The sequence below is a fragment of the Roseateles chitinivorans genome, assembly GCF_002761755.1.
GTDB classification, from domain to species: Bacteria; Pseudomonadota; Gammaproteobacteria; order Burkholderiales; family Burkholderiaceae_C; genus Roseateles; species Roseateles chitinivorans.
The window spans coordinates 64918-88039 of the sequence record NZ_PEOG01000013.1; the positions used below are offsets into that span (position 1 = coordinate 64918).

The 23122-nt window shown below is 70.1% G+C and carries 25 protein-coding genes and 1 pseudogene; 16 read left to right on the forward strand and 10 right to left on the reverse strand.

Annotated features, from left to right (window positions below; genetic code table 11):
• Positions 1-42 precede the first annotated feature (42 nt).
• On the forward strand, positions 43-222 hold the full coding sequence (locus CS062_RS26125; protein ID WP_158238682.1) for a hypothetical protein: 180 nt from the start codon (positions 43-45) through the stop codon (positions 220-222).
• Here CS062_RS26125 and CS062_RS06330 read toward each other — a convergent pair.
• The 4 genes from CS062_RS06330 to CS062_RS06345 form a co-directional block, all read right to left on the reverse strand.
• The gene (locus CS062_RS06330) at positions 179-571 is read right to left on the reverse strand and encodes a DUF488 domain-containing protein (protein WP_099860594.1); all 393 of its coding nucleotides are present in this window, start codon (positions 569-571) and stop codon (positions 179-181) included. The two genes, CS062_RS26125 and CS062_RS06330, sit on opposite strands and share 44 nt — an antisense overlap.
• Before the next feature lie 106 nt (positions 572-677).
• Positions 678-2354 carry a CehA/McbA family metallohydrolase domain-containing protein gene (locus tag CS062_RS06335; protein WP_233217938.1) on the reverse strand — a complete coding sequence of 559 codons (1677 nt, stop codon included), beginning with the start codon at positions 2352-2354 and terminating at the stop codon, positions 678-680.
• A gap of 178 nt (positions 2355-2532) precedes the next feature.
• A complete protein-coding gene (locus tag CS062_RS06340; protein WP_099860595.1) occupies positions 2533-3924 on the reverse strand; it encodes a sensor histidine kinase in 1392 nt (463 codons plus the stop codon).
• Between the two features lie 8 nt (positions 3925-3932).
• Positions 3933-4622, reverse strand: a complete 690-nt coding sequence (locus CS062_RS06345; RefSeq protein ID WP_099860596.1) for a response regulator — start codon at positions 4620-4622, stop codon at positions 3933-3935.
• Positions 4623-4757: 135 nt separating this feature from the next.
• Here CS062_RS06345 and CS062_RS06350 point away from each other — a divergent pair, with 135 nt between their 5' ends.
• The 5 genes from CS062_RS06350 to CS062_RS06370 all read left to right on the forward strand — a co-directional run bounded on the left by CS062_RS06350 (position 4758) and on the right by CS062_RS06370 (position 7853).
• Positions 4758-5678: an alpha/beta hydrolase gene (locus CS062_RS06350; protein ID WP_099860597.1), complete on the forward strand. Its 921-nt coding sequence runs from the start codon at positions 4758-4760 to the stop codon at positions 5676-5678.
• On the forward strand, positions 5662-5949 hold the full coding sequence (locus CS062_RS06355) for an acyl carrier protein (RefSeq protein WP_099860598.1): 288 nt from the start codon (positions 5662-5664) through the stop codon (positions 5947-5949). The genes CS062_RS06350 and CS062_RS06355 overlap by 17 nt, the downstream gene beginning before the upstream one ends.
• A 14-nt stretch (positions 5950-5963) precedes the next feature.
• Entirely contained in the window at positions 5964-7190 is a 1227-nt protein-coding gene (locus CS062_RS06360; protein ID WP_099860599.1) for a beta-ketoacyl-[acyl-carrier-protein] synthase family protein, read from the forward strand.
• A 74-nt stretch (positions 7191-7264) separates the two neighbouring features.
• Complete coding sequence (locus CS062_RS06365; protein WP_099860600.1) at positions 7265-7567, forward strand: type II toxin-antitoxin system RelE/ParE family toxin; 303 nt, start codon at positions 7265-7267, stop codon at positions 7565-7567.
• Positions 7560-7853, forward strand: coding sequence for an addiction module antidote protein (locus CS062_RS06370; protein WP_099860601.1), 294 nt, complete (start codon positions 7560-7562; stop codon positions 7851-7853). Before CS062_RS06365 ends, CS062_RS06370 begins: the two co-directional genes overlap by 8 nt.
• Here CS062_RS06370 and CS062_RS06375 read toward each other — a convergent pair.
• Entirely contained in the window at positions 7847-8488 is a 642-nt protein-coding gene (locus CS062_RS06375) for a response regulator transcription factor (RefSeq protein WP_099860602.1), read from the reverse strand. The two genes, CS062_RS06370 and CS062_RS06375, sit on opposite strands and share 7 nt — an antisense overlap.
• Positions 8485-10431 (reverse strand): sensor histidine kinase, encoded by a 1947-nt coding sequence (locus CS062_RS06380; protein WP_099860603.1) that lies wholly within the window; start codon positions 10429-10431, stop codon positions 8485-8487. The genes CS062_RS06375 and CS062_RS06380 overlap by 4 nt, the downstream gene beginning before the upstream one ends.
• A 174-nt stretch (positions 10432-10605) precedes the next feature.
• Between CS062_RS06380 and CS062_RS06385 the strand changes: the two genes are divergently transcribed.
• The 5 genes from CS062_RS06385 (at position 10606) to CS062_RS06405 (ending at position 15188) form a co-directional block, all read left to right on the forward strand.
• The gene (locus tag CS062_RS06385; RefSeq protein ID WP_099860604.1) at positions 10606-11640 is read left to right on the forward strand and encodes a TRAP transporter substrate-binding protein; all 1035 of its coding nucleotides are present in this window, start codon (positions 10606-10608) and stop codon (positions 11638-11640) included.
• A 129-nt stretch (positions 11641-11769) separates the two neighbouring features.
• Positions 11770-12420, forward strand: coding sequence for a TRAP transporter small permease (locus tag CS062_RS06390; protein ID WP_099860642.1), 651 nt, complete (start codon positions 11770-11772; stop codon positions 12418-12420).
• On the forward strand, positions 12417-13745 hold the full coding sequence (locus CS062_RS06395) for a TRAP transporter large permease (protein WP_099860605.1): 1329 nt from the start codon (positions 12417-12419) through the stop codon (positions 13743-13745). The genes CS062_RS06390 and CS062_RS06395 overlap by 4 nt, the downstream gene beginning before the upstream one ends.
• Positions 13746-13958: 213 nt before the next feature.
• On the forward strand, positions 13959-14801 hold the full coding sequence (locus CS062_RS06400) for a hypothetical protein (protein ID WP_143742264.1): 843 nt from the start codon (positions 13959-13961) through the stop codon (positions 14799-14801).
• A 15-nt stretch (positions 14802-14816) separates the two neighbouring features.
• Positions 14817-15188 (forward strand): hypothetical protein, encoded by a 372-nt coding sequence (locus CS062_RS06405; protein WP_143742265.1) that lies wholly within the window; start codon positions 14817-14819, stop codon positions 15186-15188.
• Positions 15189-15235: 47 nt separating this feature from the next.
• Here the strand turns inward: CS062_RS06405 and CS062_RS06410 are convergent, their stop codons facing one another.
• The 3 genes from CS062_RS06410 to CS062_RS06420 form a co-directional block, all read right to left on the reverse strand.
• Complete coding sequence (locus CS062_RS06410; RefSeq protein WP_099860608.1) at positions 15236-16114, reverse strand: helix-turn-helix transcriptional regulator; 879 nt, start codon at positions 16112-16114, stop codon at positions 15236-15238.
• Positions 16111-16512, reverse strand: coding sequence for a VOC family protein (locus CS062_RS06415; RefSeq protein ID WP_099860609.1), 402 nt, complete (start codon positions 16510-16512; stop codon positions 16111-16113). Before CS062_RS06415 ends, CS062_RS06410 begins: the two co-directional genes overlap by 4 nt.
• A gap of 121 nt (positions 16513-16633) precedes the next feature.
• Positions 16634-17467, reverse strand: a complete 834-nt coding sequence (locus tag CS062_RS06420; RefSeq protein WP_099860610.1) for an AraC family transcriptional regulator — start codon at positions 17465-17467, stop codon at positions 16634-16636.
• Between the two features lie 84 nt (positions 17468-17551).
• Between CS062_RS06420 and CS062_RS06425 the strand changes: the two genes are divergently transcribed.
• A complete protein-coding gene (locus tag CS062_RS06425; RefSeq protein WP_233217939.1) occupies positions 17552-18064 on the forward strand; it encodes a DUF3224 domain-containing protein in 513 nt (170 codons plus the stop codon).
• An 89-nt stretch (positions 18065-18153) separates the two neighbouring features.
• Here CS062_RS06425 and CS062_RS06430 read toward each other — a convergent pair.
• Positions 18154-18853, reverse strand: a pseudogene (locus tag CS062_RS06430) (SDR family oxidoreductase).
• Between the two features lie 343 nt (positions 18854-19196).
• On the opposite strand from CS062_RS06430, the gene CS062_RS06435 reads away from it, so the two are divergent.
• The 4 genes from CS062_RS06435 to CS062_RS06450 all read left to right on the forward strand — a co-directional run bounded on the left by CS062_RS06435 (position 19197) and on the right by CS062_RS06450 (position 23091).
• Positions 19197-20207 (forward strand): HlyD family secretion protein, encoded by a 1011-nt coding sequence (locus CS062_RS06435; RefSeq protein ID WP_233217940.1) that lies wholly within the window; start codon positions 19197-19199, stop codon positions 20205-20207.
• The gene (locus tag CS062_RS06440; RefSeq protein WP_099860611.1) at positions 20204-21259 is read left to right on the forward strand and encodes an ABC transporter ATP-binding protein; all 1056 of its coding nucleotides are present in this window, start codon (positions 20204-20206) and stop codon (positions 21257-21259) included. Before CS062_RS06435 ends, CS062_RS06440 begins: the two co-directional genes overlap by 4 nt.
• Positions 21256-22443, forward strand: a complete 1188-nt coding sequence (locus CS062_RS06445) for an ABC transporter permease (protein ID WP_099860612.1) — start codon at positions 21256-21258, stop codon at positions 22441-22443. Before CS062_RS06440 ends, CS062_RS06445 begins: the two co-directional genes overlap by 4 nt.
• A gap of 111 nt (positions 22444-22554) precedes the next feature.
• Entirely contained in the window at positions 22555-23091 is a 537-nt protein-coding gene (locus tag CS062_RS06450; protein ID WP_099860613.1) for a hypothetical protein, read from the forward strand.
• Positions 23092-23122: the final 31 nt, after the last annotated feature.

A 23122-nucleotide genomic window follows, 5' to 3' on the forward strand; every position in this document is an offset into this window, starting at 1 on the left:
TCCCCGCGGCGGCCTGCGCCTTCCCGATGGACCTGCGGCTGGATGGCCTGGCGCATCGCTTCGGGGCGCGACCCGGTGGATCCGGCCTTGCGCGCGCCGCTGCTGGGTCGGCTCGCCTGGGCCCGGCAGTTCCTGGCGCCGTCGCGACGCGACAAGCTGCAGCGGCTGTTCGACGCGATCAGCTTCGGATCGCCGCCCCCCGCTCCTCCAGCAGCTGCATGAGCAGGCTGCGATGGCAGCGCTGCGGGTTGTCGCAGTAGCAGCCCACCGACAGGTTGGCCGAGTGCGACAGCGCCGCCAGCGTATCCAGCAGCTGCGATGGCGCGGCGTCGTTCATTTCCTTGCGGTAGGCCTTGGCGAAGGCGGCCCACTGCCGGTCGTCCTCGGCGGCCTTGCCTTGCGCCATCAGCTCGGCGCTGGGCGCCAGCAGCGGCAGCCAGCTGTCGTAGTAGCCCAGCCGCGCGTAGTCCTCCTTGCGGATGCCGCGCGGCGGTCGACGCACGGTGCCGAGACGGGCGCCCTCGTCGGGCAGGCGCGGCGTGACGCCGAGTTGGACGATGCGGATGGGCATGGGAGGTGCGGACTGAGGGCTGGGAATCGGCCAGCGCCGAACCGCGATTGTGGCCGCCGCGGCGGCCGGCGACGCGTCCCTCCCGCGAGGGGCCGCGTCGCGCGCCTCACTTCACGCTGACGAAGATCGGGTTCGAGTAGAACCACAGGCTGCCGTAGTTGCGGTCGTTGATCTGGTCATGACGCGTCGCGTTGTCGGCCGTGTTCACCGGCTGGTCGGCCAGCGGCTCGCCACCGGCGCTCAGGCCGGGCACATCCTCGGCCAGGTTGGTGCCGCGCAGGCGGAAGTACTGGCTCCGGCTCGCCGGCAGCGTGGTCGTGACGCTGTAGTAGCCGTCGGCGCCCAAGGTCCAGTCGGCGCTGGTGAAACGCTTGAGCACGCGCGTCGACGGATTGGTCGCCAGGTCGTAGGCCGGCGTGCCCGGCGCCGCCTTCGGACCGACGTCGCCGGCGATCAGGTCGACGTGATGCACCTTGGGCACCATGTTGCCGAGGTTGCCGCTGTTGACCGGCCGCTGATAGTTGTTCACCGCCGGGCTCTTGAAGCGGATGGTGACGGTGACCGTCTGGCCCGCGCCGGTGACCAGCTCCTGCCCCATGGTCGCCTTGCCGCCGCCAGCCGTGGCGGTGAAGTCCAGCGCATTGATGAGGTCGCCGAACACGCCGAAGCCGCGTCCCGCGCGCAGGCTGTCCAGCAGGCCAGCGACGCCGGTGCTGCCCTTGGGCTGCCACACATAGTTCTTCGCGTACTCGCCGGGGTAGTAGCCGCTGCTGTTGCCGGCGGCATCGATCTCGAAGTGCGAGTCGGAGTCCGCGACGTTCCAGATGCGCCGGCCCTCGCCGAGCAGCGCATCCCACACGCCGCCGAGCTGGGCGACGACGTAGTCGGTGCCGCCATAGGTGCGATTGGGCTTGTTCGCGTCGGTGTAGGCCGAGGTGTAGCCGCCGCGGTTGGGCTCCATCTGGTTGCCCACCATGCCCTCGATCGCGAAGACGATCTTCGGCGCGAGGTCATTCATCTGCCGGAAGTCGGCGATCGTGTACTTGCCGGGATTGCGCGACGGATGGTTGATGACGGCGTAGCTGGTGTCCGGATAGTTGTCCTTCAGCCAGGCGATGCCCTTGAGCGCGTCGGCGGCCGTGGCGTTGGCGCGTTGGTTGTACTTGGCCTTCCAGCGAGCCAGGTCGTCCGCCTGGAACAGCGACTCGTCGCCGTTGGTGAAGACGTACTGGAACTCCTTCATCGCGCTGGCGGAGCTGACGAGCGTCGAGCCGCCTTCGAAGATGCCGATGCCGATGTGGTCGTGGGTGGGCGTGTCCCACTCGAAGCCGGAGAAGATCAGTTTGCCGGTGTAGCTGCCGGCGGCCTGCAACGCCTTGACGCGGGGCATTTCGTACGACGCCATGCCATAGGCGAAGGCCACCGGCGCCGGCAGGAGGTGCGCGTCGTTGTCGTACTTGGATGAGCGCAGGTGGTTGGTGACCGCCATCCAATCCAGCCCGTGGGTGGTGAAGGCCTTGCCGAGCACGAAGTCCAGCGTCTGCGTCGTGCGCGAGTCGTCGGACTGGACGGTGTGCACATGCAGGTCGCCGGTCGTCCAGGCGCCGGCTTCAGGCTCGGTGCCGCCGCTGCCACCGCTGCCGCCGCAGGCGGTCAAGGTGACTGTGAGGGACAAGAGGGCGACCACGCCCCCCGCCGCGGCGAGGCGGCGGCGCTCGGCGTTGGCGGCATTGGTGACGTTGGCGTCGACGGGTTCGATGGAGTCGGTGCGGGCAGTGTTCACGGGCAGGCGGCCGCCAAAGGCGGGGCATGGGAGCGAGGAAGCCCGCGAGTCTGTCCAGCCGCGATGACGGCCCCATGAACGAGCGCGCCCGAGATGCTTTCGTTGCACCGCCGTTGCAACCGACGTCGGCGATCCGCGACACGCTCCGCGTGGCGGGCGCCTTCCGCCCGCTGCGCGCTCAGTTCGCCCCGTCGGCGCTCGTCCTCGGCACGCTCAGCCGGACCCGCAGCCCGGAGCCCGAAGCCGCGTCCAGCAGTTCCAGCCGGCCGCGATGCCGCTGCGCGATGTCCAGCGCGATGGCCAGGCCGAGGCCGCTGCCGGTGCCCTTGGACTCGCTGCCGCGCTCGAAGCGGCGCAGCGCGCGCTCCCGCTCCTGCGGCGGGATGCCGGGGCCGTTGTCCTCGACCTCCATCCGCGACCACGCGTCGTCGCAGCCGGTGCGCACCGTGATGCGCGGTGCCGGCCCGGCGTAGTTCAGCGCGTTGTGCAGCACATTCGCCAGCAGCTCCCGCAGCAGGAAGCCCTGCCCCAGCGCCGGCGCGCTTTCCAGCTCGAACTCGATGTCCGCGCCCGACTGCAAGGCACGCGGCACCCAGTCCTCGGCCACCTGGGCGGCGATGTCGCGCAGGTCCAGCGGCTGCTCGCGGCCGCCGGGCTCGGCCTCGGCGCGCGCGATCGAGAGCATCTGCGTCGCCAGCCGCGCGCTGCGGTCCACCGAGCCCTGCAGGCGCTTGAGCACCGGTTCCATCTGCGGGTCGTGCGGCTCCAGCAGCGCCAGGTCGATCTCGGTGCGCAGGGAGGTCAGCGGCGTGCGTAGCTGGTGGGCCGCGTTGGCCAGGAAGTCCTGCTGCGCGGACGACGCGCGCCGCAGCCGCTCGAACAGCCGGTTGAAGGCCGCGATCAGCGGCCGCAGCTCCGCTGGCACATCGGGCTGCAGCGGCTCCAGGCGCGCCAGGTCCCGTTGCTCCAGCTCGGCGCTCAGCCGCGCGAGCGGGCGCAGGCCGCGGTAGGTCGCCCACCAGCCGGCGCCGGCAAGCAGGATCGCCATGCCGCCGATCAGCAGCATCACGACGACCGCCAGCTGTCGCTGCAGCGCATCGCGCTTGTTGAGGGTTTCGGCGACCAGGATCTGGCAGACCGAGCGACCGCAGGTGGCCCCCAGCGCCGCGGCGCGCAACGACTCGCCGTTCAGCGTCGCCAGGGTGAAGAACCATTCGTTGGGCTTGCGCCGGGGCAGCTGGAGCCGCGCCAGTTGCGCGTCGCCGAACAGCACCTCGCCGGTCGGGTCGAGGACGAGGTAATAGATCCGGTCGGTGCGATCGAAGCGCAGCGCGCGGTCGGTCGGGCCGGAGACGTCGACGAACACGGCGCCATCGCGCTCGCGCAGCAGGCTGGCCACGGCCAGCGCGGTGTCGCCCAGCGCCTGGTCGAGCCAGGAGATCGCCGTGTCGTGCATCACGTCGTAGAGCACGATGCCGGCGGCCGGCACCGCTACCAGCACCGGGGCCATCAGCCAGATCAGCAGCCGCTGCTTGAGGCTGAAGGTGCGGCGGCGCGACCTGTCGCTCATGCCGCGGATCAGGCCTTCGCCGCCGGTGCGGCGGGCATCTCCTCGAGCAGGTAGCCCAGGCCGCGCACGGTGCGCAGCTGCAGGCCGGCCGGCTCGATCTTGGCGCGCAGCCGCGAGACGCAGACCTCGATGGCGTTGTCGCTGACGCCCTGCTCCCAGCCGTTGCTGGCGGAAGCGATCTGCTCCTTGGCCACCACCTTGCCGGCCCGCGCCAGCAGGAAGCCCAGCACATCCCACTCGCGCGCCGACAGGGCCAGCGGTTCCTCGGCGATGAAGGCCCGGCGCGCCTCCAGGTCCATGCGCAGCGTCGACAGCCGCAGCTCATTGCCAGTGCGCGCCTGGCTGCGGCGCACCAGCGCGCGGGCGCGGGCGATCAGCTCGCTCAGGGCGAAGGGCTTGACGAGGTAGTCGTCGGCGCCGCCCTCCAGGCCGCGCACGCGATCCTCGACGGCATCACGAGCGGTCAGCAGCAGCACCGGCGTCGTGCTGCCCTGGGCGCGCACGCGCCGCAGCGTCTCGAACCCATCGATGCCGGCCAGGCCGATGTCCAGGATCAGCAGGTCGTAGCGGTCCTCGCGCAGCGACAGCGGCACGGGCTCGCCACGGGCGCTGACGTCCACGACCCAGGACTGCGAGCGCAGTGCCCGGGCGGTGGATTCCGCCAGGAATTCATCGTCTTCGACCAGGAGGATTCGCATGGAGCGGCAGCATAAGCCTTGAGCCTTGCGGGGGCCAATCCGAGACCTGTCAGAAACCTGAGGGCAACGGCGTCGACAGCTTTCCGACAGCTTTGCGTCAAGTCCGCAACAGCGAGCTTGGACAGACTGCCGCCCATGCCGAACACCGTTACCCCGCTCCCCGTGGCCGCCGAGCCGGCGCCGACGCCGTCCCTGGACCCGCGTCCGGCCGTGCTGCTGCTGCACGGCCTGTGCGCCAATCCGCTGGAGATGATGCCGCTGGCGCGCGCGCTGCGCGATGCCGGCTACGTCGTGGAGGCGCCCGCGCTGGAGGGCTACGGTGTGGTGCCGCCGGCGGCCGGAGCGCCGGCGCCGACCCGCCGCCGCGCGGTGCCGCCCTTCGAGGCCTGGGTCGAGATGGCCGCCGCCCACTTCGACGCGCTGGCGGCGAAGCATGCCCGCGTGGCCGTCGGCGGCCTGTCGATGGGCGCGGTGCTGACGCTGGCGCTGGCGCTCGAGCGGCCGGCCGCGGCGCTGATGCTGCTCTCCACCAGCCTGCACTTCGACGGCTGGAACGTCTCGCCCTGGCGGCGGTTGCTGCCGCTGGCCTATGTGCCGCCGCTGCGCCAGTGGCTGAGCTTCCGCGAGACGCCGCCCTACGGCATCAAGAACGAACGCCTGCGCGAGTGGGTCGCGCAGGCGATGAACGCGAGCCATGTCTCCGCCGCCGGCGCCGACCGGCTGCCTGCGGCCTCGCTGCACCAGGCCTCGCGGCTGATCCGCCATGTGCGCCGGGACCTGCACCGGATCGACGCGCCCGCGATCGTGCTGCACGCCAGCGAGGACGACGTCAGCGGCGCCCGCTCGGTGCTGGAGCTGCAACGGCGCCTGGGCACGACGCCCGAGGTGCACTGGTTCCACCACAGCTATCACATGCTGACCTTGGACAACGAGCGCGGCGCGGTCACGCAGGCCGCCCGTCAGTTCCTGCTGCGCCAGGTGCCCGTCGCGGACCCGGCCGAGCGCTTTTCCCCTTTGACCGCGACCGAGGACCTCCGCCATGAGCAACACGCTTGAAGAACTCCGCCAGCTGGCCTGCCACGACCTGGGCATGTCGGCCGACGACCTGAAGAACGACGTCACCTTCGCCGAACTGGGACTGGATTCGCTGATGCTGGTGGACTTCATGTTCGCGGTGGAGGACAAGTTCCACATCGAGATCGACCACGACGCCGCGATGAAGCAGCCGACGATCGCCGGCCTCGCGACGCTGGTGGATGCGCTGCTTGCCGGCGACGGTGACGCCGGCACGCCGGCGGCGCCCGTCACCGCGGTCGCGGCGGCCTGAGCGTCGGCATCAGCATGAGCGCGCAAGCGGTATGGATCACCGGCATCGGCGCCTGCAGCGCCCTCGGCCCCGACGCGGCCTCGTTCGCGGACGCGCTGGCGCAGGGACGGTCGGGGATCGCGCTGCAGCCGGGCGATCCGGCGCGCGGCGTGGCGCCGTTCGCGGCGGCGGCGGTGACGCAGCCGCTGGGCCAGGACATGCCGCCGGCGCAGCGCAACCTGCACGACCGGCACAGCCTGATGGCGTTGCAGGCGGCGGGCGAGGCCTGGGCCCAGGCCGGCCTGCCGGCGACGGCGCCGGCGCCGGAGCGGGCGGCGGTGGCCTGGGGCACGGGGCTGGGCGGATCGAATGCGCTGCAGCAGTCCTATGGCGAGCACCTGACCCGGGAGACGCCGCGCATCCATCCCTACACGGTGGTGCGGGTGATGAGCAACTCGGCGGCCTCTCACCTGGCGATGAGGCACGGGCTGAGGGCGGCGATGCTGACGATCTCCAATGCCTGCGCATCGTCGGCGCAGGCGATCGGCGAGGCGCTGATGCTGCTGCGCCAGGGGCGCGCCGACCTGGCGCTGGTGGGGGGGTCGGAGGCGATGCTGAATCCCGGCTCGGTGGCGGCCTGGCAGGCGATGGGCGTGATGGCGCCGCCGGATCCGGAGGATGTCGCGCGCAGTTGCCGGCCCTTCGACGACGGCCGCCGGGGCCTGGTGCTGGGCGAGGGCGCGGCGGCGCTGGTGATGGAGACGGCCTCGCACGCCCGCGCACGCGGCGCGTCGGCGCTTGCCGTGCTGGCCGGCTACGGGCATAGCGTGGACGCGGTGCACCTGTCGCGACCCGACGCCGACGGCCAGGAGCGCGCGCTGCGCGCCGCGCTGGCCGACGCGGGCATCGCGCCGGCGCAGGTCGGCTACGTGAATGCGCACGGCACGGCCACGGACGTGGGCGATGCGGTGGAAGCCGAATCGCTGGCGCGCGTCTTCGGCCCGCGCGGCGTGCCGGTGAGCGCGACCAAGGCGCTGCACGGCCACCTGATCGGCGCGGGCGGCGCACTGGAGCTGATCGCCTGCGTGCAGGCGCTTCGGCGTGGCGAGCTGCCGCGCAACGCCCACCTGCGCAGCAGCGCGCTCGAGGCCGTCGCCGACGTGGTGCGCGAGCCCCGCCCCTTCGACCACACGAAGTCGATCGTCAGCAACTCCTTCGCATTCGGCGGGAGCAACGTGTCATTGGTCCTGCAAGCCGGTTGATCGACCTCAAGGTCCGACGAATCGCCCGGCCGGGTGGCAATCTCGATCAGTAGCTTCTAAACTACAGTGATCGGGTGATCACCGTCCAGTCCACCCGCACGTTCGACAAGTGGCTTCGTCGTCTCAAGGACCTCGAGGCAAAGCACCGAATCAACGCGCGCATCTCGCGCCTGATGTACGGCTATCCCGGCGACGAGAAAGCCATCGGACACGGTGTACGCGAGCTCCGGATCCATGTCGGTCCCGGCTATCGCCTGTATTACGTCAAGCGTGGTGACCGGCTCATCCTCCTGCTGTGCGGCGGGGACAAGTCGTCACAGGAATCGGACATTCGTAACGCGATAGAACTCGCGAAAGGGGAGTTTCAAGATGGCTGAGCAGGTGCGGACCTACGACCCGGCGGAGATGCTGACGACCGAAGCCTCCATCGCGGCCTTCATGGCAGACGCCTTCGAAACCAACGATGCGGGCTATATCGCGTTTGCGTTGGGCATGGTGGCGCGAGCGAAAGGGATGACGCAGGTTGCCGAGCAGACGGGGTTGTCCCGTGAGCACCTCTATCGCTCGTTCAGCGAGAAGGGGAATCCGACGCTTCGCACCCTTCTGGCCGTCCTGAACGTACTCGGCATCGAACTGACAGCGCGACCCGTGCCAGCTCACTGACCCGGTGCCTTCTCCCGCTTCACCTCGAACCGCTCCAGCAGCGTCGCCAGCTCCGCCGCGGAACGCAGGCCCAGCTTGGTGAACGCGCGCGCGCGGTGGACCTCCACCGTGCGGATCGCGATGCCGAGTTCATCCGCGACCTGCTTGTTCAGCTTGCCCGCCGCCACCAGCACCGCCACCTCGCGCTCGCGGTCGGTCAGGCTGGCGAGCTTGCCGGCCACGTCCGCATGCGCGCGGGATTCGCGCCAGCGGTGAACATCCGTCGCGATCGCCCGCTGCACCTTGTTCACCAGCGCCTGGTCGTTGAACGGCTTCTCGACGAAATCGATCGCGCCCTTCTGCATCGCGTCCACCGCCATCGGGATGTCGCCGTGACCGCTCAGGAAGATCACCGGCAGCGGCACCCCGCGCGCGATCAGCTCATCGTGCACCTGCAGGCCCGACAGCGGCTCCATCCGCACATCCAGCACGATGCAGCCATGCGGATCGATCGCCTGGTCCAGCGCCTCGAACAGCGCCGGCCCGCTCGCGTGCGCCTCCACCCGCAGGCCGTGCGAGCGCATCAGGAAGGCCAGCGCGTCGCGCACCGCCGCCTCGTCGTCCACCAGATGGACCGTCGCCTGTGGGTCGCTCATCGCGCGCCCTCCTTGTGTGATGCCGCAGCGCCCGGGCCGGCGCCGTCGCAGGACCGCTCGCCGGCGCACAGCGGCAGCGTGAAGCTGATCCTCGCCCCGCCCAGCGCCCCCACGCCAGCCTCCATGCCGCCGTGGTGCGCCTCGATGACCGACCGGCAGATCGCCAGCCCCATGCCCATGCCCTCCGCCTTGGTCGAATAGAACGCCGTCGTCAGCTGATCGATGCCGCGCCCCTGCAGCCCGGGCCCGTTGTCGTCCACATCGACGCGCACGAAGCGCTCGCCCACCCGCTGCGCGGCGATCCGCACCCGCGCCCCGGGGCATTGATGCAGTTCGTCCAGCGCGTTGCGCACCAGGTTGATCAACACCTGTTCGATGAGCACCGCATCGGCCTGCACGTCCGGCAGGCCGACGGGCATCTCGACATCCACCTGCACGCCGCGCAGGTCGCGCTTGAGCAGCGCCAGCACCCGCGCCGCCAGGTCCGGTACCGCGCAGCGCTCCGGCTGCGGCGCCCGCCGCGTCAGAAAGGCGCGGATGCGCTGGACGATGCGTCCGGCCTCCTGCGCCTGCTCGCCCAGCCGGCGCAAGGCCTCCATCACGATCTCGTCGGTCTGCCCGGCGCGTTCCAGCGAGCGGATCGCCCCCGCGTTGTAGCCGGCGATCGCCGCCAGCGGCTGATTGAGTTGATGCGCCAGCGCCGACGCCACCTCGCCCAGCGTGCTGAGCCTTGCCTGATGCGCCAGCGCCTCGGTGCGGCGGCGCTCGCGCTCCTCGGCCTGCTTGCGCGCGCTGATGTCGACGATCGATCCCATCCAGCCGATCTGCACGCCGTTGGCGTCCACCAGCGGCGCCTCGAAGATCATCACGTCCAGCTCATGGCCGTCGCGATGCATCCAGCGCGCCTCGTAGCCCTCCCGAGGCGCGCCCCCGGCCATGTTGCGCTGGTGGCGTCGCAGGCTGTCGGCCATCTCGTCGGCCGGCCAGTACGGCATCGGCGGCAGGCGGCCCAGCAGCTCTTCCGCGCCATAGCCCACCAGGTCGCAGAAGGCGCGGTTCACATGGGTCAGTCGACCGTCCAGGTCGCGCCCGCGCAGGCCCACCGTCAACGAATCCTCCACCGCGCGGCGCCAAGCGGCTTCGGTCCGCGCCTCGCCCTCGGCGCGCTGCACCTCGCGCATCTGCCGACGCAGCATGCCGCTGGCCAGCGCCGACAACAGGATGAACACACCCATCAGCCCCGCCGCCAGGGTGTACCACCAGGGCCGGTGCGGGATGCGCGTGTTGAGCTCCAGCCAGGTCTCGCGCATCGCGGGATCGACGCTGACCCGGTAGCTCTGCGTCCCGGGCAGCGTGGCCGCATCGCCCGTCTGCGCGAGCCGCTGCCCGAGTCCATCGACCAGGCGCACGTCGTACTTCTGCGCCAGCCACCACGGCAGCGTCTGCCGCAGCAGCGCGCTCGGCGCGAAGCGCACCACCAGGCGCCCGCCCTGCGGCCGCGCCGCGCTCCAGTGCGCCGTCAGCCCGCCCTCGTCCAGGCTGACGCCGCTGCGCTCCTTCGACGGCGCCGCCGCCTGCGGGACCTGCTGCGGCACATGCGCGATCACGCGGTTGTTGGCGTCCAGCACCGTCGCGCTGACCCACAGCCGACGCAGGCCCTCGGCCACCGCGCGGTGGTTGAGCAGCATGTGGTCGTCGACCTGCCCCGGCAGCTGCAGCGCGAGCCGGTCCACCGCCGCATGTTCCGCGTTGAGCCAGTCCGAGATGCGCGCCTCCAGCGACAGCGCGTCGGTGATCAGCGTGAGCCGTTCCTCCTCCAGGTCGCGGATGTCGCTCAGGCGCAGCCACACGCCGACCGAGGCGGCGAAGGCCAGCGCCAGCAGCAGCGGCAAGGCCCAGCTGGCGCGCTTGAGCGTTTGGAGCAGACGTCGGGGCACGGCCATGGCGGCAGTCTAGGCCTTGCGCGGCACGCGGGCCGGGCCAGGAGCGCTGCGGGCTCCCCCAATGTGGAAGTCCACAACTGGCCGCGCTCGGGCCGGATTTCCACAATCCGCTCCATCCCGCAGACCGGCCCTCCGTGCCGGCGCCTTGGATCCCGAGAACACCAGGAGACCGCCATGTCCGCCACCTTCCCCCGCCGCGCGCTGCTGTCCGCCGCGCTCGCCACCGCCGGCCTGTGCGCCGCCCTCGGCACCGCCACGACCGCCTTCGCCCAGGCGCCGATCGTGATCAAGCTCAGCCACGTCGTCGCTCCCGACACGCCCAAGGGCAAGGGCGCGCAGCGCTTCAAGGAACTGGCGGAAGAGCGCAGCAAGGGCCGCCTGAAGGTCGAGGTCTATCCGAACAGCCAGCTCTACAAGGACAAGGAAGAGCTCGAGGCCCTGCAACTCGGCTCCGTGCAGATGCTGGCGCCGTCGCTGGCCAAGTTCGGTCCGCTGGGCGTGAAGGAATTCGAGGTCTTCGACCTGCCCTTCCTGTTCAAGGACGACGCGTCCTTCCGCAACACGACCAACACGCTGGGCATGGAGCTGTTCAAGAAGCTCGAGCCCAAGGGCATCAAGGGCCTGGCCTTCTGGGACAACGGCTTCCACATCATGAGTGCCAACAAGCCGCTGCACCATGTGGCGGACTTCAAGGGCCTGAAGATGCGCATCCAGTCGTCGAAGGTGCTGGACGCGCAGATGCGCGCGCTGGGCGCGATCCCGCAGGTGATGGCCTTCTCCGAGCTGTACCAGGCGCTGCAGTCGGGCGTGGTCGACGGCACCGAGGGCGTGCCGTCCAACTTCTACACCCAGAAGACCTACGAGGTGCAGAAGCACACGACGATCAGCAACCACGGCCACCTGGCCTATGCGCTGATCATCAACAAGAAGTTCTACGACGGCCTGCCCGCCGACCTGAAGGCCGTGGTGGACAGCAGCGTCAAGGACGCGACCACCTACGCCAACGCGATCGCGCAGACCGAGAACCAGCAGGCGCTGGAGAAGATCAAGGCCAGCGGCAAGACCACGATCTACACGCTGACCCCGGCCGAGGTGAACGAGTGGAAGCTGGCGCTGATGCCGGTCCACAAGGAGATGGAAGGCCGCGTGGGCAAGGGCACTGTCGAGGCCGCCTACAAGGCCGCCGGCTTCGTGCCGCCGACGAAGTGATCCGTCTGTTTTCCTGAGACGTCGCCCGTCCTCCCGGCGACCTTCCATGCCGCGCTGTCTTCCGGCGGCGCGGCATTTCTTTCGTCCGGCCTTCCCGCCGGATCCACTCCCGAGGAGATCGCCATGTCCCTGAGATGGCTCGATCGATTGGAGGAAAGCCTGATCGCTTTCCTCATGGGCGCCGCGACGCTGGTGATCGCGCTGGCCGTGCTGCACCGTTTCCTGGCCGGCGTGCCGCATCTGCAGGATGCCGTCATCCGCATCGACGTCAGCTGGGCGCAGGAGCTGTGCATCTACATGTTCGTGTGGATGGCCAAGTTCGGCGCCGCCTATGGCGTGCGGGCCGGCACCCATGTCGGCGTCGACGTGCTGGTGCGCAAGCTCAGGCCGGAGCATGCGAAGTACCTGGTGATCTTCAGCCTGCTCGCCGGCGCGGTCTTCACCGCGACGATCGGCACGCTGGGCGCGACCTTCGTCTGGGAGAACGGCGCGCACTACGCCTTCACCCATGCCCTGGGCATCGACAACCCCGACCTCTTCGAAGGTCCCACCTCGCCCGACCTGGAGATCCCGACCTGGATCGCCTATTCCTGCGTGCCGCTGGGCTCCTACCTGATGTGCTTCCGCTTCCTGCAGGTGTGCTGGCACTTCATCCGCACCGGCGAGGCGCCGCATGCGGACCACGGCCATGTCGAGGGCATCGAGGACGATGTCGCCGCGGTCGGCGCGGCCAAGACCGCCGAGGAAGCGCAGAAGACGGCGAAGGGAGACCGCGCATGAACACCCTGATCATCTTCTCGCTGCTGGTGGTGCTGATGCTCACCGGCATGCCGATCTCGATCTCGCTGGGCCTGACGGTCCTGACCTACCTCTTCACGATGACGAACGTGCCGATCGAATCGGTCGCGCTCAAGCTGTTCACCGGCATCGAGAAGTTCGAGATCATGGCCGTCCCGTTCTTCATCCTGGCGGGCAACTTCCTGACCCATGGCGGGGTGGCGCGGCGGATCATCCACTTCGCCACGACGATGATCGGTCACTGGTACGGCGGCCTGGGCCTGGCCGGCGTGCTGGCCTGCGCGATGTTCGCGGCGATCTCGGGATCGTCGGTCGCCACGGTGGTGGCGGTGGGCTCGATCATCCTGCCGGCGATGACCCGGCAGGGCTATCCGAAGCAGTTCGGCGCCGGCGTGATCACCACCTCGGGCGCGCTGGGCATCCTGTTCCCGCCGTCGATCAACCTGGTGATGTTCTCGATCGCCACGGCCGGCATGTCGGCGACGGGCCCGCACGGCGAGGTCGTGGGCACCGCCTCGGTGGGGCAGCTGTTCATGGCCGGCGTGGTGCCGGGCGTGTGCCTGTCGGTGCTGCTGGGCGTCACGACCTGGTACCGCGCCAGGAAGTACGACTACCCGCGGATGGTCAAGGCCACCTGGGGCGAGCGCTTCAAGGCCTTCCGCGAGAGCTTCTGGGGCCTGATGCTGATCGTCGTCGTGATCGGCGGCATCTACAGCGGCAAGTTCACGCCCACCGAGGCGGCGGCGGTGGCCGCGGTGTACGCCTTCATCATCTCGGTCTTCGTCTACAAGGACATGGGCCTGAAGGATGTTCCCAAGGTGCTGCTGAAGGCGGCGGCGATGAGCTCGATGCTGCTGTACATCATCACCAACGCGGTGCTGTTCAGCTTCCTGATGGCCTCGGAGCAGATTCCGCAGACGATGGCGGCGTGGATGTCGGCGCAGGGCTTCGGGCTGGTGGTGTTCCTGCTGCTGGTCAATCTGATCCTGCTGGGTGCCGGCAACTTCATGGACCCGGCCGCGATCGTGCTGATCATGGCACCCATCCTCTTCCCGGTGGCGGCCAAGCTCGGCGTCGATCCGGTGCACCTGGGCATCCTGATGGCGGTGAACATGGAAGTGGGCCTGTGCCACCCGCCGGTGGGCTTGAACCTCTACGTGGCCTCGGGCATCACGAAGATGGGCATCACCGAGCTGACCGTGGCCGTCTGGCCCTGGCTGCTGACGATGCTGGGCTTCCTGCTCGTCGTCACCTACTGGCCGGCCCTGTCGCTGGCGCTGCCCAGGGCGCTGGGGCTGGTCGGCTGACCCGTCCGCGACGCGAGGCAGCTCGCGCAAGGCATGAACACTGCGAAGCGCCGACAGCCATGTCGGCGCTTTTTGCATTGGGGGTTCCGGAGTTCCTCGCCACGGCCTCCCCCCAAGATTGAAGGGGTGGACCGGGTTCCCGACAGCCTTACGATTCGCCGCCGCTGAGCCCCTGGGGCCAGCCGGCACTCGACCTGTTCGAAAGGAACTCCCTTGCCTTTCCGGAACCGTCTCTTGGCCGTCGGCTTGGCGGCATTGCTCGCGGGCTGCGTCAATCTGCAGGCCATCACGACCTACGCCGAATCAGCGGCCGGCGTGACGGGATCCACCGATGCCGCCAGGCGCTGGCGCGATTCGGACAAGAAGCTGGGCGAGCGGCGCCTGGACGGCGATGTCTGCCCCATCGGCTACACTGGCCGGCTTCCCCAGGCGCAGTTCGACGCCGCCTATGACGACGCCGAGAAGCTGCACCGGGCCATGAGCGCGTACTTCACCGCCCTCGGTGAACTCGCCTCCGACCACCTGCCCGACGTCGCCAAGACGGCCGCCCCCTCGCTCGAGGGCATCAAGGGCGCCGGCGCCAAGGTCTCTCCGGAAGAGGAGGCCGCCGTCAAAGGGCTCTTCGCGCTGCTCCAGCGCGGCCTCGATGCCTACCGTCACAAGAAGCTCCGTGACCTGATGGCGTCCTCGCATGACGACGTCGCGCGCGTCCTCGGCCTGATGCAGAAGCTCGCCGACGTGTATGCGGAAGGCCTGCGAGGCGAACGCATTCAGGCGGTCGCCTTCGTGAGGTGCGAGATCGGCCAATCCGATCTCGGGGACAGGTACCTCGGCCGACGTGAGCTCGCGCGCGTCAAGATGGACTACGACACCGAGCTGAGCGCGATCGCCGGCTACAAGGCGGCGCTTCAGAAGCTCGCCAGCGACCACGACAGGATTCGCAGCGCGCTGGAAATGGACCGCGACGCGATGACGCGCACGCTGAAAGCGCTCGCCGCGACGGCCAAGGAACTCGACAAGGCCCGCGACTCAGTGGCCAGACTCTCGGGAGGGTGAATGACAGACGCGACCATGGCGTACAGCGCCGCCGAACTGGTACAGCTGGCCAATATCCTCAACGACATGGCCGCAGCCATGCCGGTCGAGGCGCCCGGCCCGGACGGCCTCGAAGCGACGCGCTGGTGCCAGTCGCTCGGCGGGGCGGCGCAGAACCTCCTGTTGATGGCCCAGCGGGACTACCTCGCCGACACCACCGAGCCGCTGGCGGACATCATCGCCACGACGAAAGAGGCCACCGAGGCACTGGCGAAGATCAAGGCCATCGACAAGATCGTCGAACTGGTCGGGGACGTCATGCTGCTGGCGACCGTCATCTGGCTGCGAAAGTGGAACCTGGTGCTGCCGACGGTCAAGGAACTTCGGAGCGACATTCGTTCGGCGTGACCTCGGCGCTCATCCAGTCGGGGCGTGTCGGCTGGGGGGTGGCCCGATCACTGCGCCCTCGCATGTCCCCGCACCGCGGTCGGCGCGAAGCCGAAGCGATCGCGGAAACGCACCGCGAATCGCGATGGCGAGTCATATCCCACTGCCGACGCGATCTCTGAGACCGGCCGGGACGTGGCCTGCAGCAGGACCAGCGCGGAGGCCATGCGGACATCGGCGATCAGCTCGCGCAGCGTCACGCCCTCCGCCGCCAGCCGGCGCCGCAAGGTGGCCTCCGACATGGCCAGCGATCGGGCGATGGCGTCCGAGCTCCACTCCCCGTCCAGCTGCGCGGACAGCATGGCCCGGATCCGCCCGGAGACCCGGGCGTCATCGGGTGGCACACGCAGCACCATGCCCTCCGCGAGCAGCCAGTGCGCCACCTCCAGCAGTTGCTGGCGCACCACCGCCTCGGGCCGCGACGGGTCCGGTGCCAAGCCGCGTCGCGCGCGCTCGAAGGCGTCGGCCAGGCCGCTCGGCACGCGCCGCAGCACCTGCGCCGGCGGCTGGGGCGCCTCGGCCGCGGACTGGCGCCGCGCCGTGGCCAGGTAGTAAGGGTCGTCCAGCACCGTCCCGCCGAACATCAACCAGCGTGCCTCATAGCGCTCGCCGTCGGTGACGCGGTTGTGGAAGTCCACCGTGTGCCCGCCCGCCAGCAGCAGCATCTGGCCGGGCAAGGCCCGGACGGCGCCGCCCCGCGCCGGCTTGACCGTCTTGATGCCCCGGTCGACAAGAATGACCGCCGGCCGCTCGACGCGGATGCGCACGATCTCCAGGCCCTCGCCCTGCACGACATGGGCGGCCACGCCCACGCCGGGCCGGACATGCAGGGTCCGAGCCAGCTCGGCGCCGGTGGCCGAGCTCGCACTGCCGCGCGCGGGGCTCAAGGCGCGGTCTTCACGCGATGCACCGCGCACAGCTTGTTGCCGTCCGGGTCACGGACATAGGCCAGGTAGAACTGCCCGAGCGAATCGACGCGCAGGCCGGGTGGCTCCTCGATCGAGACGCCGCCATGGGCCACCGCCGTGTCATGGAAGGCATGGACCTGCTCCGGCGAGGAGCACCGGAATGCGATGGTGCCGCCGTTGGCGAAGGTCGCGGGTTCGTCGTTGATCGGCTGCGCGATGCCCAGGGTGCCGCCGTCATGGCGGTAGAACAGGCGCTGGTGGCCCGACCGGGCCTGGTGCGGCATGGCACCGCCCACTCCCAGCACGCCCAGCACCTGGTCATAGAAGCGCTGCGCGCGGTCGATGTCGTTGGTACCGAGGACGATGTGATTGAACATGGACGCTCCTTGTGGATGACGTCGCCAGTGTAGGCAGCGCCCTCCCGGGCTCCTCGCCGCGTCCGCTCAAGTTTGGTGCCGATCCGATCAGGTGGATCTCGACCTGCCCGCCGCGGCGGCGTCAGCGTCCCGCCGCCCTGTCGCCCGCGTCCCGCCGAAGCGCGTCCGCATACGCCCTCGGCGTCATGCCGACCAACTGGCGGAAGTCCCGTATGAAGTGTGCCTGATCGAAATAGCCCAGGCGCTGCGCCAGTTCGGCATCTGGCTTCGCCTCGTCGCTCTGGAGCAAGGCGAGGGCCTCATGCAGCCGGTAACGAGCGATCACCCATTTGGGGCTCGCTCCCACGTAGTGCCTGAAGTCCCGCTGCAAGCGACGTGGCGACTCGCCGGTCATCGTGCACAGCTGCTCGACCGAAGTGATCGCCGCATCGCGGCTGATCCAGCCGACGATCTCCGCCAGCCTCGTCCCGCGCTCATCCGCGACAGCCGGGGCTCTCCGGCGCAGCACAGCCTCGATGCGGGCCTGCCCCGCCTCGGGCGCGTCGGCCAACGGCGGATCCAGCAGCAGCGCCGCATCGTCACCCAGCAGCCAGCGGGCATCGACCTGACGGTCCGCCAAGGCCGCGGCTGGCGACCGTTGAAACGCCGGCAGCGCTCCGACCCTGAACTTCACGCCATGCACCCAGCCGCGGCCGTCGAGGGTCCTGGTGAAACGTGCTCGCTGGACGCCCCACAGGAGCGCGGCGCCGCCTTCCACGACCAGATGGATGTTGGGATGGGGCAGCGTCGCTTGGACCCGGGGCGGGTACCCGCGGAGATCCCAGCTCACGAACCAGTGATGCTCGATCCAAGGCGCCAGGTCGGCGGACGGCGGTCGCTGGTCATGCGAGAAGCGTCCAGGTGCCAGACCGGGGTAGAGAACTCCTCGCGCGGCGCGAGTGGCGTGTTCCGTCATGCGAGGCCGATGTCGTGTTTTTCCTATCGCCTGCGTGGCGGTTCCGATGCAATGGCCGCCGAGATCAACTTCCCTTCGACAACCATGCAAGCTCTTGCGACGAGTATCGCCGCGCTCCTGTCCGCAGGCACCGTGATGGCCGCCCCGGCGTCCGAGCCACCACCACCTTCCACGCCCACGACCGCCGCCGTCACGCAGGACCGGACTGCTCGCGGCGTCTTCGAGCTGCGGCTCACTGCGCAGCCGCCGCAGGCCGGCGAGGCGCCGGCTCAACCCGCCCGGACGCTGATCCACAAGCAGTTCCGCGGCGACCTCGACGCCAGCAGCGCGGGACAGATGCTGTCCTTCCGCAGCGCCACGCCGGGCTCGGCGGGCTATGTCGCCATGGAGCGCGTGGAAGGGCGTCTCGCGGGCCGCAGCGGTTCATTCGCGCTGATGCACCTCGGCGAGATGACACGCGGTGCGCCCAGGCTCTCGGTGAGGGTGGTGCCCGACTCCGGCACCGGCGAACTGAGCGGTCTGAGCGGTGACATGACCATCGAGGCCCGGGACGGGCAGCATGTCTACGTCTTCACCTATCGCCTGCCCGGCGAGTAAGGGAGGCGGCCAGCGCCGCAGGATCAGGCGTAGGTGTCGATGTTTCGCCCGAGCGTGCCCTCGCCGGCCCCGCCTCCTCAGACGCCGCTTCAGACGCCGCCGCGGTAGCTGCCCAGTTCCGCCGACAGGCCCGCCTTCACCGCACGCGTCAGGTCATCGGCATAGACCTCGTCCTTGCCGGCGGCCAGCGCCTCCAGCACCTGCTTCGCGACGTCGAGCGGGTCCGTCTTCGGCGCGTCGATGCCGGCCGTCATGTCGGTGTCCATGAAGCCGACGTGCAGACCCAGCACGGCCGTGCCCTGGTCCTTCAGTTCCTGACGCAATCCGTTGGTCACCGACCAGGTCGCCGCCTTCGACACGCTGTAGGTCGCTGCGCCGGTCAGGTTGAGCCAGCTCAGCACCGACAGCACGTTGACCACCGCGCCGCCGCCCTGCTCCTTGAGCACCGGTGCGAACGCGCGCGTCAGAGCAAGCGGCCCCACGACGTTGGTCTCGAATTCATCGCGCAGCGCGGCAATCGCCTGCTCGCCCAGCAGCGGCGAGCCGCGCGTGATGCCGGCGTTGTTGATCAGCAGCGTGACGTCACCCGCCGCCCGCACCGCCGCGGCGATCTGGTCCGGCTGGGTGACGTCGAGCCGCAGCGGCGTGACGCCGGGCAGGTCGATGGACGCCGGGTCGCGCGCCGCGGCGTAGATTCTTCACGCCGGCGGCCTGCAGCGCCTTGACGAAGCTCTTGCCGAGACCGCGGTTGGCGCCGGTGACGAGCGCGACGGTGTTCTTGAAGTCCATGGTGAGTCCTTGAGCAGTGAATCGGGTGAGCGACCATTTTCAATGTCACTCGACATGAATAATGTAATGTCGACCGTCATCGAAACGCAGAGCCGCCTGCTGCTTGCCCCTGTCGGCGGAGGGGATGTCGGCAGGCGGTGCGGACCGGCAATGGCGCTCCGGCTACTCGCGCGCGGAACGGGCGCCGGGGCAATAATCCCGGCCATCCCGTCTCCCGGAGAACGCGCCGATGCCCACGATGCCGCGCCGCCCGTCTCACCGCCTCCTCCGTTGGAAGGAGGCCCGGATCGGTCGCCAAGCCGGGGCGCCCCTGCGGGCTCCGGCGGCATGGCGCGCGGACGCGATGCTGGCGCTGCTTGCCGCGGCGACGCTGACCGCCTGCGATCAGGAACCGCCGCCCGCCTGGTCCGGCTACGCGGAGGGCGATCCGGTCTATGTCGCGGCACCGATCGCCGGCCAGTTGCTCGAGCTCCAGGTGCAGCGCGGGGACACCGTGGCGGCCGGTGCGCCGCTGTTCAGCATCGACATCATCCCGACGCGCGCCGCCCGCGCCGAAGCCGACGCGCGACTCGCCGCTGCCCGCGCGGAGCAAGCCGACGCCGCCAAGGGTCGCCGTCCCGACGAGATCGCGATGAGCCGGGCCCAACTCGCGCAGGCGCGCGCGCAGTCGGCGCTGGCGGACTCCGACCTGGCGCGACAACAGCAACTGATCGGCCAGGGCTTCATTTCCGCGGCGCGGCTGGACGACGCCCGGGCCACCGCGGCGCAGGCGCGTCAACGCGTGCGGGAACTCGAGTCCTCGCTGCGCGTGGCGGAGCTGCCGGCGCGCAGCGATCAGCAAGCCGCCGCGCGCGCCAATGCCGAGGCGGCTTCAGCGGCGCTCGAACAGCAGCAGTGGCGCGAATCGCAGACGCGGCAGCGGGCGCCGGCCGCCGGCCTGGTCGACGACACCTTCTATCGCGTCGGGGAGTACGTCAACGCCGGCCAGCCGGTCGTTTCGCTGCTGCCGCCCTCGCAGCGCAAGGCGCGTTTCTATGTGCCGGAACCGGAGCTGGCGTCCCTGCGCCAGGGGCAGGCGGTGCAACTGAGCTGCGACGGCTGTGGCGCGCCGATCGCGGCACGCGTCAGCTACATCTCGCCGCAACCGGAGTACACGCCGCCGGTGATCTATTCCAACAGCCAGCGGGCGCGGCTCGTGTTCCTCGTCGAGGCCCGCCCCGATCCCGCTCAGGCTGCACGCCTGCATCCGGGACAACCGCTGGAGGTTCGCCCGGTCGCGAGCGGCGCACCCGACAAGGCCGAGGCCACATCGCCGTCGACGTCGGCCGCCTCCGGCGCCGGTCTCCGCCAATGACCGACCACATCTCACCGGCGGCGCCCTCCGGCGACGGAGCCGGATCGTCCGCCCCCGACCTGGCCATCGACGTCCGTGGCCTGACCAAGCGCTACGGTCCGCGGACCGTCGTGGACCACGTCGACCTGCAGCTCGGACGCGGGCGCATCTGCGGCTTCCTCGGCCCCAACGGCAGCGGCAAGACGACCACCATCCGGATGCTGTGCGGGCTGCTGACGCCGGACGAGGGCGAAGGCCGCTGCCTCGGCCTGGACCTGCGCAAGCGCGCGGCCGAGATCAAGCGCCAGGTCGGCTACATGACGCAGCGCTTCGGGCTGTACGAGGACCTCTCGATCCGCCAGAACCTGGACTTCATCGCGCGGCTGTTCGAGCTCGACGCGCGGCCACGGCGGGTGGACGAGGCGCTGGAGCGGCTCGGACTGACGACGCGGCAGGACCAGCTCGCCGGCGCCCTCTCCGGCGGATGGAAACAGCGGCTGGCCCTGGCCGCCTGCCTGCTGCACGAGCCTCGGCTGCTGCTGCTCGACGAACCGACCGCCGGCGTCGATCCGAAGGCCCGGCGCGACTTCTGGGACGAGATCCATCGGCTCGCCGCCGACGGCATCACGGTGCTGGTCTCGACGCATTACATGGACGAGGCCGAGCGCTGCCACGAGCTCGCCTACATCGCCTATGGCCGGCTGCTCGCGCGCGGCACGCAGCGCGAGATCATCGCGCAGGCCGGTCTCACCGTCTGGGCGCTCCATGCCGATGACCCGCAGCGGCTGACCGCCCTCTCCACCGCATTGAACGGCGCCGAGGGCGTGCTGAGCGTCGCCGCCTTCGGCAGCAGCCTGCATGTGGCGGGGCAGGACGCGGACGCGCTCGAGCGGGCGATCGCGCCGCACCGAGGCGGCGACGGCCTGCACTGGGCGCAGGCGAAGGCCAACCTCGAGGACGTGTTCATCAGCCTGATCAGCCGCACGCCGGACAACTTCGAGGCGGCGACCTCGACCGCGTTGCGCTCGGCCAAGGCCTCGACCGGGACCCCGGACCGGGAGCGCGCGCGATGACCGATCGCCGCTTCAGCCTCGCCCGCGTGCTGGCGATCTTCATCAAGGAGGTCCAGCAGATGCTGCGCGACCGGCCGACCTTCGCGATGGCGGTCGGCGTGCCCATCCTGCAGCTGCTGCTCTTCGGCTATGCGATCAATACCGACCCGAAGGGACTGCCCACCGCCGTCGTGACGCAGGATCGCGGGCCGATGGCGCGCAGCCTGGTCGCGGCGATGGAACAGAGCGGCTATTTCCGCGTCCAGGCCCGTCCGGCCTCGGAGCGTGACGGTGACGCGATGGTCGAGGACGGCGAGGTGCAGTTCCTGATCGTGATCCCGCCCGACTTCAGCCGCCGCGTCCTGCGCGGCGAGCGGCCGGCGGTGCTCGTCAGCGTGGATGCGACCGATCCTTCCGCATCCAGCAATGCGCTCGCGGCGCTGGCGCAGCTCGGTGCGCAGGCGCTGCGGCGCGACCTGGTCGGTGCGGCGGCGACCGCGACCACCGGCGGCACCGGCGGCGTCGCCACGGCGTCGATCGCCACGGGCGGCGCCGCCGGCCAGCCCTTCGAGTGGCGCATCCATCGGCGCTACAACCCGGAGGGCCTGTCCCGCTACAACATCGTGCCGGGCCTGATCGGGACCATCCTGACGATGACGATGGTGATGCTCACCGGCCTGGCGATGACGCGCGAGCGCGAGCGCGGCACGATGGAGAACCTGCTCGCGACGCCGGTACGGCCGCTGGAGGTCATGGTGGGCAAGATCCTGCCCTACATCGTGCTGGGCTATGTCCAGCTGGGCGTCATCCTGCTGGCCGCGGCGCTGCTGTTCCAGATCCCGATGGCCGGCAGCTTCGCGCTGCTGCTGGCCATGATCGGCGTGTTCATGCTGGCCAACCTCGCGGTGGGCTTCACCTTCTCGACGCTGGCGAAGAACCAGCTGCAGGCCCTGCAGGCGACGTTCTTCTTCTTCCTGCCGTCGATGCTGCTCTCCGGCTTCATGTTCCCGTTCCGCGGCATGCCGCGCTGGGCGCAGGTCATCGGCGAAGCGCTGCCGCTGACCCACTTCCTGCGCATCGTGCGCGGGATCATGCTCAAGGGGAACGGCTTCGGACAGCTGCTGCCGGAACTCTGGCCGATGCTGCTCTTCCTGCTGGTCGCCGGCACGATCGCGCTGATGCGCTACCGGCAGACGCTGGACTAGGCAGCGGGGAAAGCCCCGATCCCGCCTTCAGCCCACCTTCAGCACCGCTTCAGGAGCGCTTCAGCGCCACCGCGCACTGTGGCGCCTCGTGCTTGATGGACGGAGGACAGCATGGGACAAGCGACGCAACGGGCCTGGCGGCGGGCCGGCGCGATGGCGACGCTCGGCATGAGCGGGCTGGCCGCGGCGGCGCCCTCGATGCCGGATCCCGCAGCCTCCTCGCCGGCGCTCGTCGTCCTGGCCTCACCCGCGCCGGAGGTGGCCGGCGACACCAGCACCAGCACCGGGCCCGATGCCACCCGGCGGCCGCTTGCGCTGCAGGCATCGCTCGCCGCCCTGCGGGCCCGCATGCAGCCCTGGCACGCCTCCGGCACCAACACAGGCAGCGGCACGATGCTGCACCAGGGCCTCGCGATCCAGGTCATCGAACTCCCGCGCGAGGGCGCCCCGATCGGCCCGCCGCCGAAGCGCGTGCATCACGCGCTGAGCATCGGCATGGAAGGGCCGAAGCAGATGCTCCGCGGCCTGGGCCTCGATGCCACCGAATGCGCCGGACGCTTCCGCATGCCGTCCAAGCTCAACCGCAAGGGCGACGGCAGCACGCAGGTGGATGTGTCCGCGCAGCTGGGCATGGCCTGCAAGTTCTGAGGTGCGGCGGATAGCGAGCCGCGGCGCTCGC

What these genes read in the sequence shown, in the direction of transcription:
- CS062_RS26125 (WP_158238682.1), top strand. Translation starts at nt 43, where the DNA reads ATGGCCTGGCGCATCGCTTCGGGGCGCGACCCGGTGGATCCGGCCTTG.
- CS062_RS06330 (WP_099860594.1), bottom strand. Translation starts at nt 571, where the DNA reads ATGCCCATCCGCATCGTCCAACTCGGCGTCACGCCGCGCCTGCCCGAC.
- CS062_RS06340 (WP_099860595.1), bottom strand. Translation starts at nt 3,924, where the DNA reads ATGAGCGACAGGTCGCGCCGCCGCACCTTCAGCCTCAAGCAGCGGCTG.
- CS062_RS06345 (WP_099860596.1), bottom strand. Translation starts at nt 4,622, where the DNA reads ATGCGAATCCTCCTGGTCGAAGACGATGAATTCCTGGCGGAATCCACC.
- CS062_RS06350 (WP_099860597.1), top strand. Translation starts at nt 4,758, where the DNA reads ATGCCGAACACCGTTACCCCGCTCCCCGTGGCCGCCGAGCCGGCGCCG.
- CS062_RS06355 (WP_099860598.1), top strand. Translation starts at nt 5,662, where the DNA reads ATGAGCAACACGCTTGAAGAACTCCGCCAGCTGGCCTGCCACGACCTG.
- CS062_RS06360 (WP_099860599.1), top strand. Translation starts at nt 5,964, where the DNA reads ATGAGCGCGCAAGCGGTATGGATCACCGGCATCGGCGCCTGCAGCGCC.
- CS062_RS06370 (WP_099860601.1), top strand. Translation starts at nt 7,560, where the DNA reads ATGGCTGAGCAGGTGCGGACCTACGACCCGGCGGAGATGCTGACGACC.
- CS062_RS06375 (WP_099860602.1), bottom strand. Translation starts at nt 8,488, where the DNA reads ATGAGCGACCCACAGGCGACGGTCCATCTGGTGGACGACGAGGCGGCG.
- CS062_RS06380 (WP_099860603.1), bottom strand. Translation starts at nt 10,431, where the DNA reads ATGGCCGTGCCCCGACGTCTGCTCCAAACGCTCAAGCGCGCCAGCTGG.
- CS062_RS06385 (WP_099860604.1), top strand. Translation starts at nt 10,606, where the DNA reads ATGTCCGCCACCTTCCCCCGCCGCGCGCTGCTGTCCGCCGCGCTCGCC.
- CS062_RS06395 (WP_099860605.1), top strand. Translation starts at nt 12,417, where the DNA reads ATGAACACCCTGATCATCTTCTCGCTGCTGGTGGTGCTGATGCTCACC.
- CS062_RS06405 (WP_143742265.1), top strand. Translation starts at nt 14,817, where the DNA reads ATGGCGTACAGCGCCGCCGAACTGGTACAGCTGGCCAATATCCTCAAC.
- CS062_RS06415 (WP_099860609.1), bottom strand. Translation starts at nt 16,512, where the DNA reads ATGTTCAATCACATCGTCCTCGGTACCAACGACATCGACCGCGCGCAG.
- CS062_RS06420 (WP_099860610.1), bottom strand. Translation starts at nt 17,467, where the DNA reads ATGACGGAACACGCCACTCGCGCCGCGCGAGGAGTTCTCTACCCCGGT.
- CS062_RS06425 (WP_233217939.1), top strand. Translation starts at nt 17,552, where the DNA reads ATGCAAGCTCTTGCGACGAGTATCGCCGCGCTCCTGTCCGCAGGCACC.
- CS062_RS06435 (WP_233217940.1), top strand. Translation starts at nt 19,197, where the DNA reads ATGCTGGCGCTGCTTGCCGCGGCGACGCTGACCGCCTGCGATCAGGAA.
- CS062_RS06440 (WP_099860611.1), top strand. Translation starts at nt 20,204, where the DNA reads ATGACCGACCACATCTCACCGGCGGCGCCCTCCGGCGACGGAGCCGGA.
- CS062_RS06445 (WP_099860612.1), top strand. Translation starts at nt 21,256, where the DNA reads ATGACCGATCGCCGCTTCAGCCTCGCCCGCGTGCTGGCGATCTTCATC.
- CS062_RS06450 (WP_099860613.1), top strand. Translation starts at nt 22,555, where the DNA reads ATGGGACAAGCGACGCAACGGGCCTGGCGGCGGGCCGGCGCGATGGCG.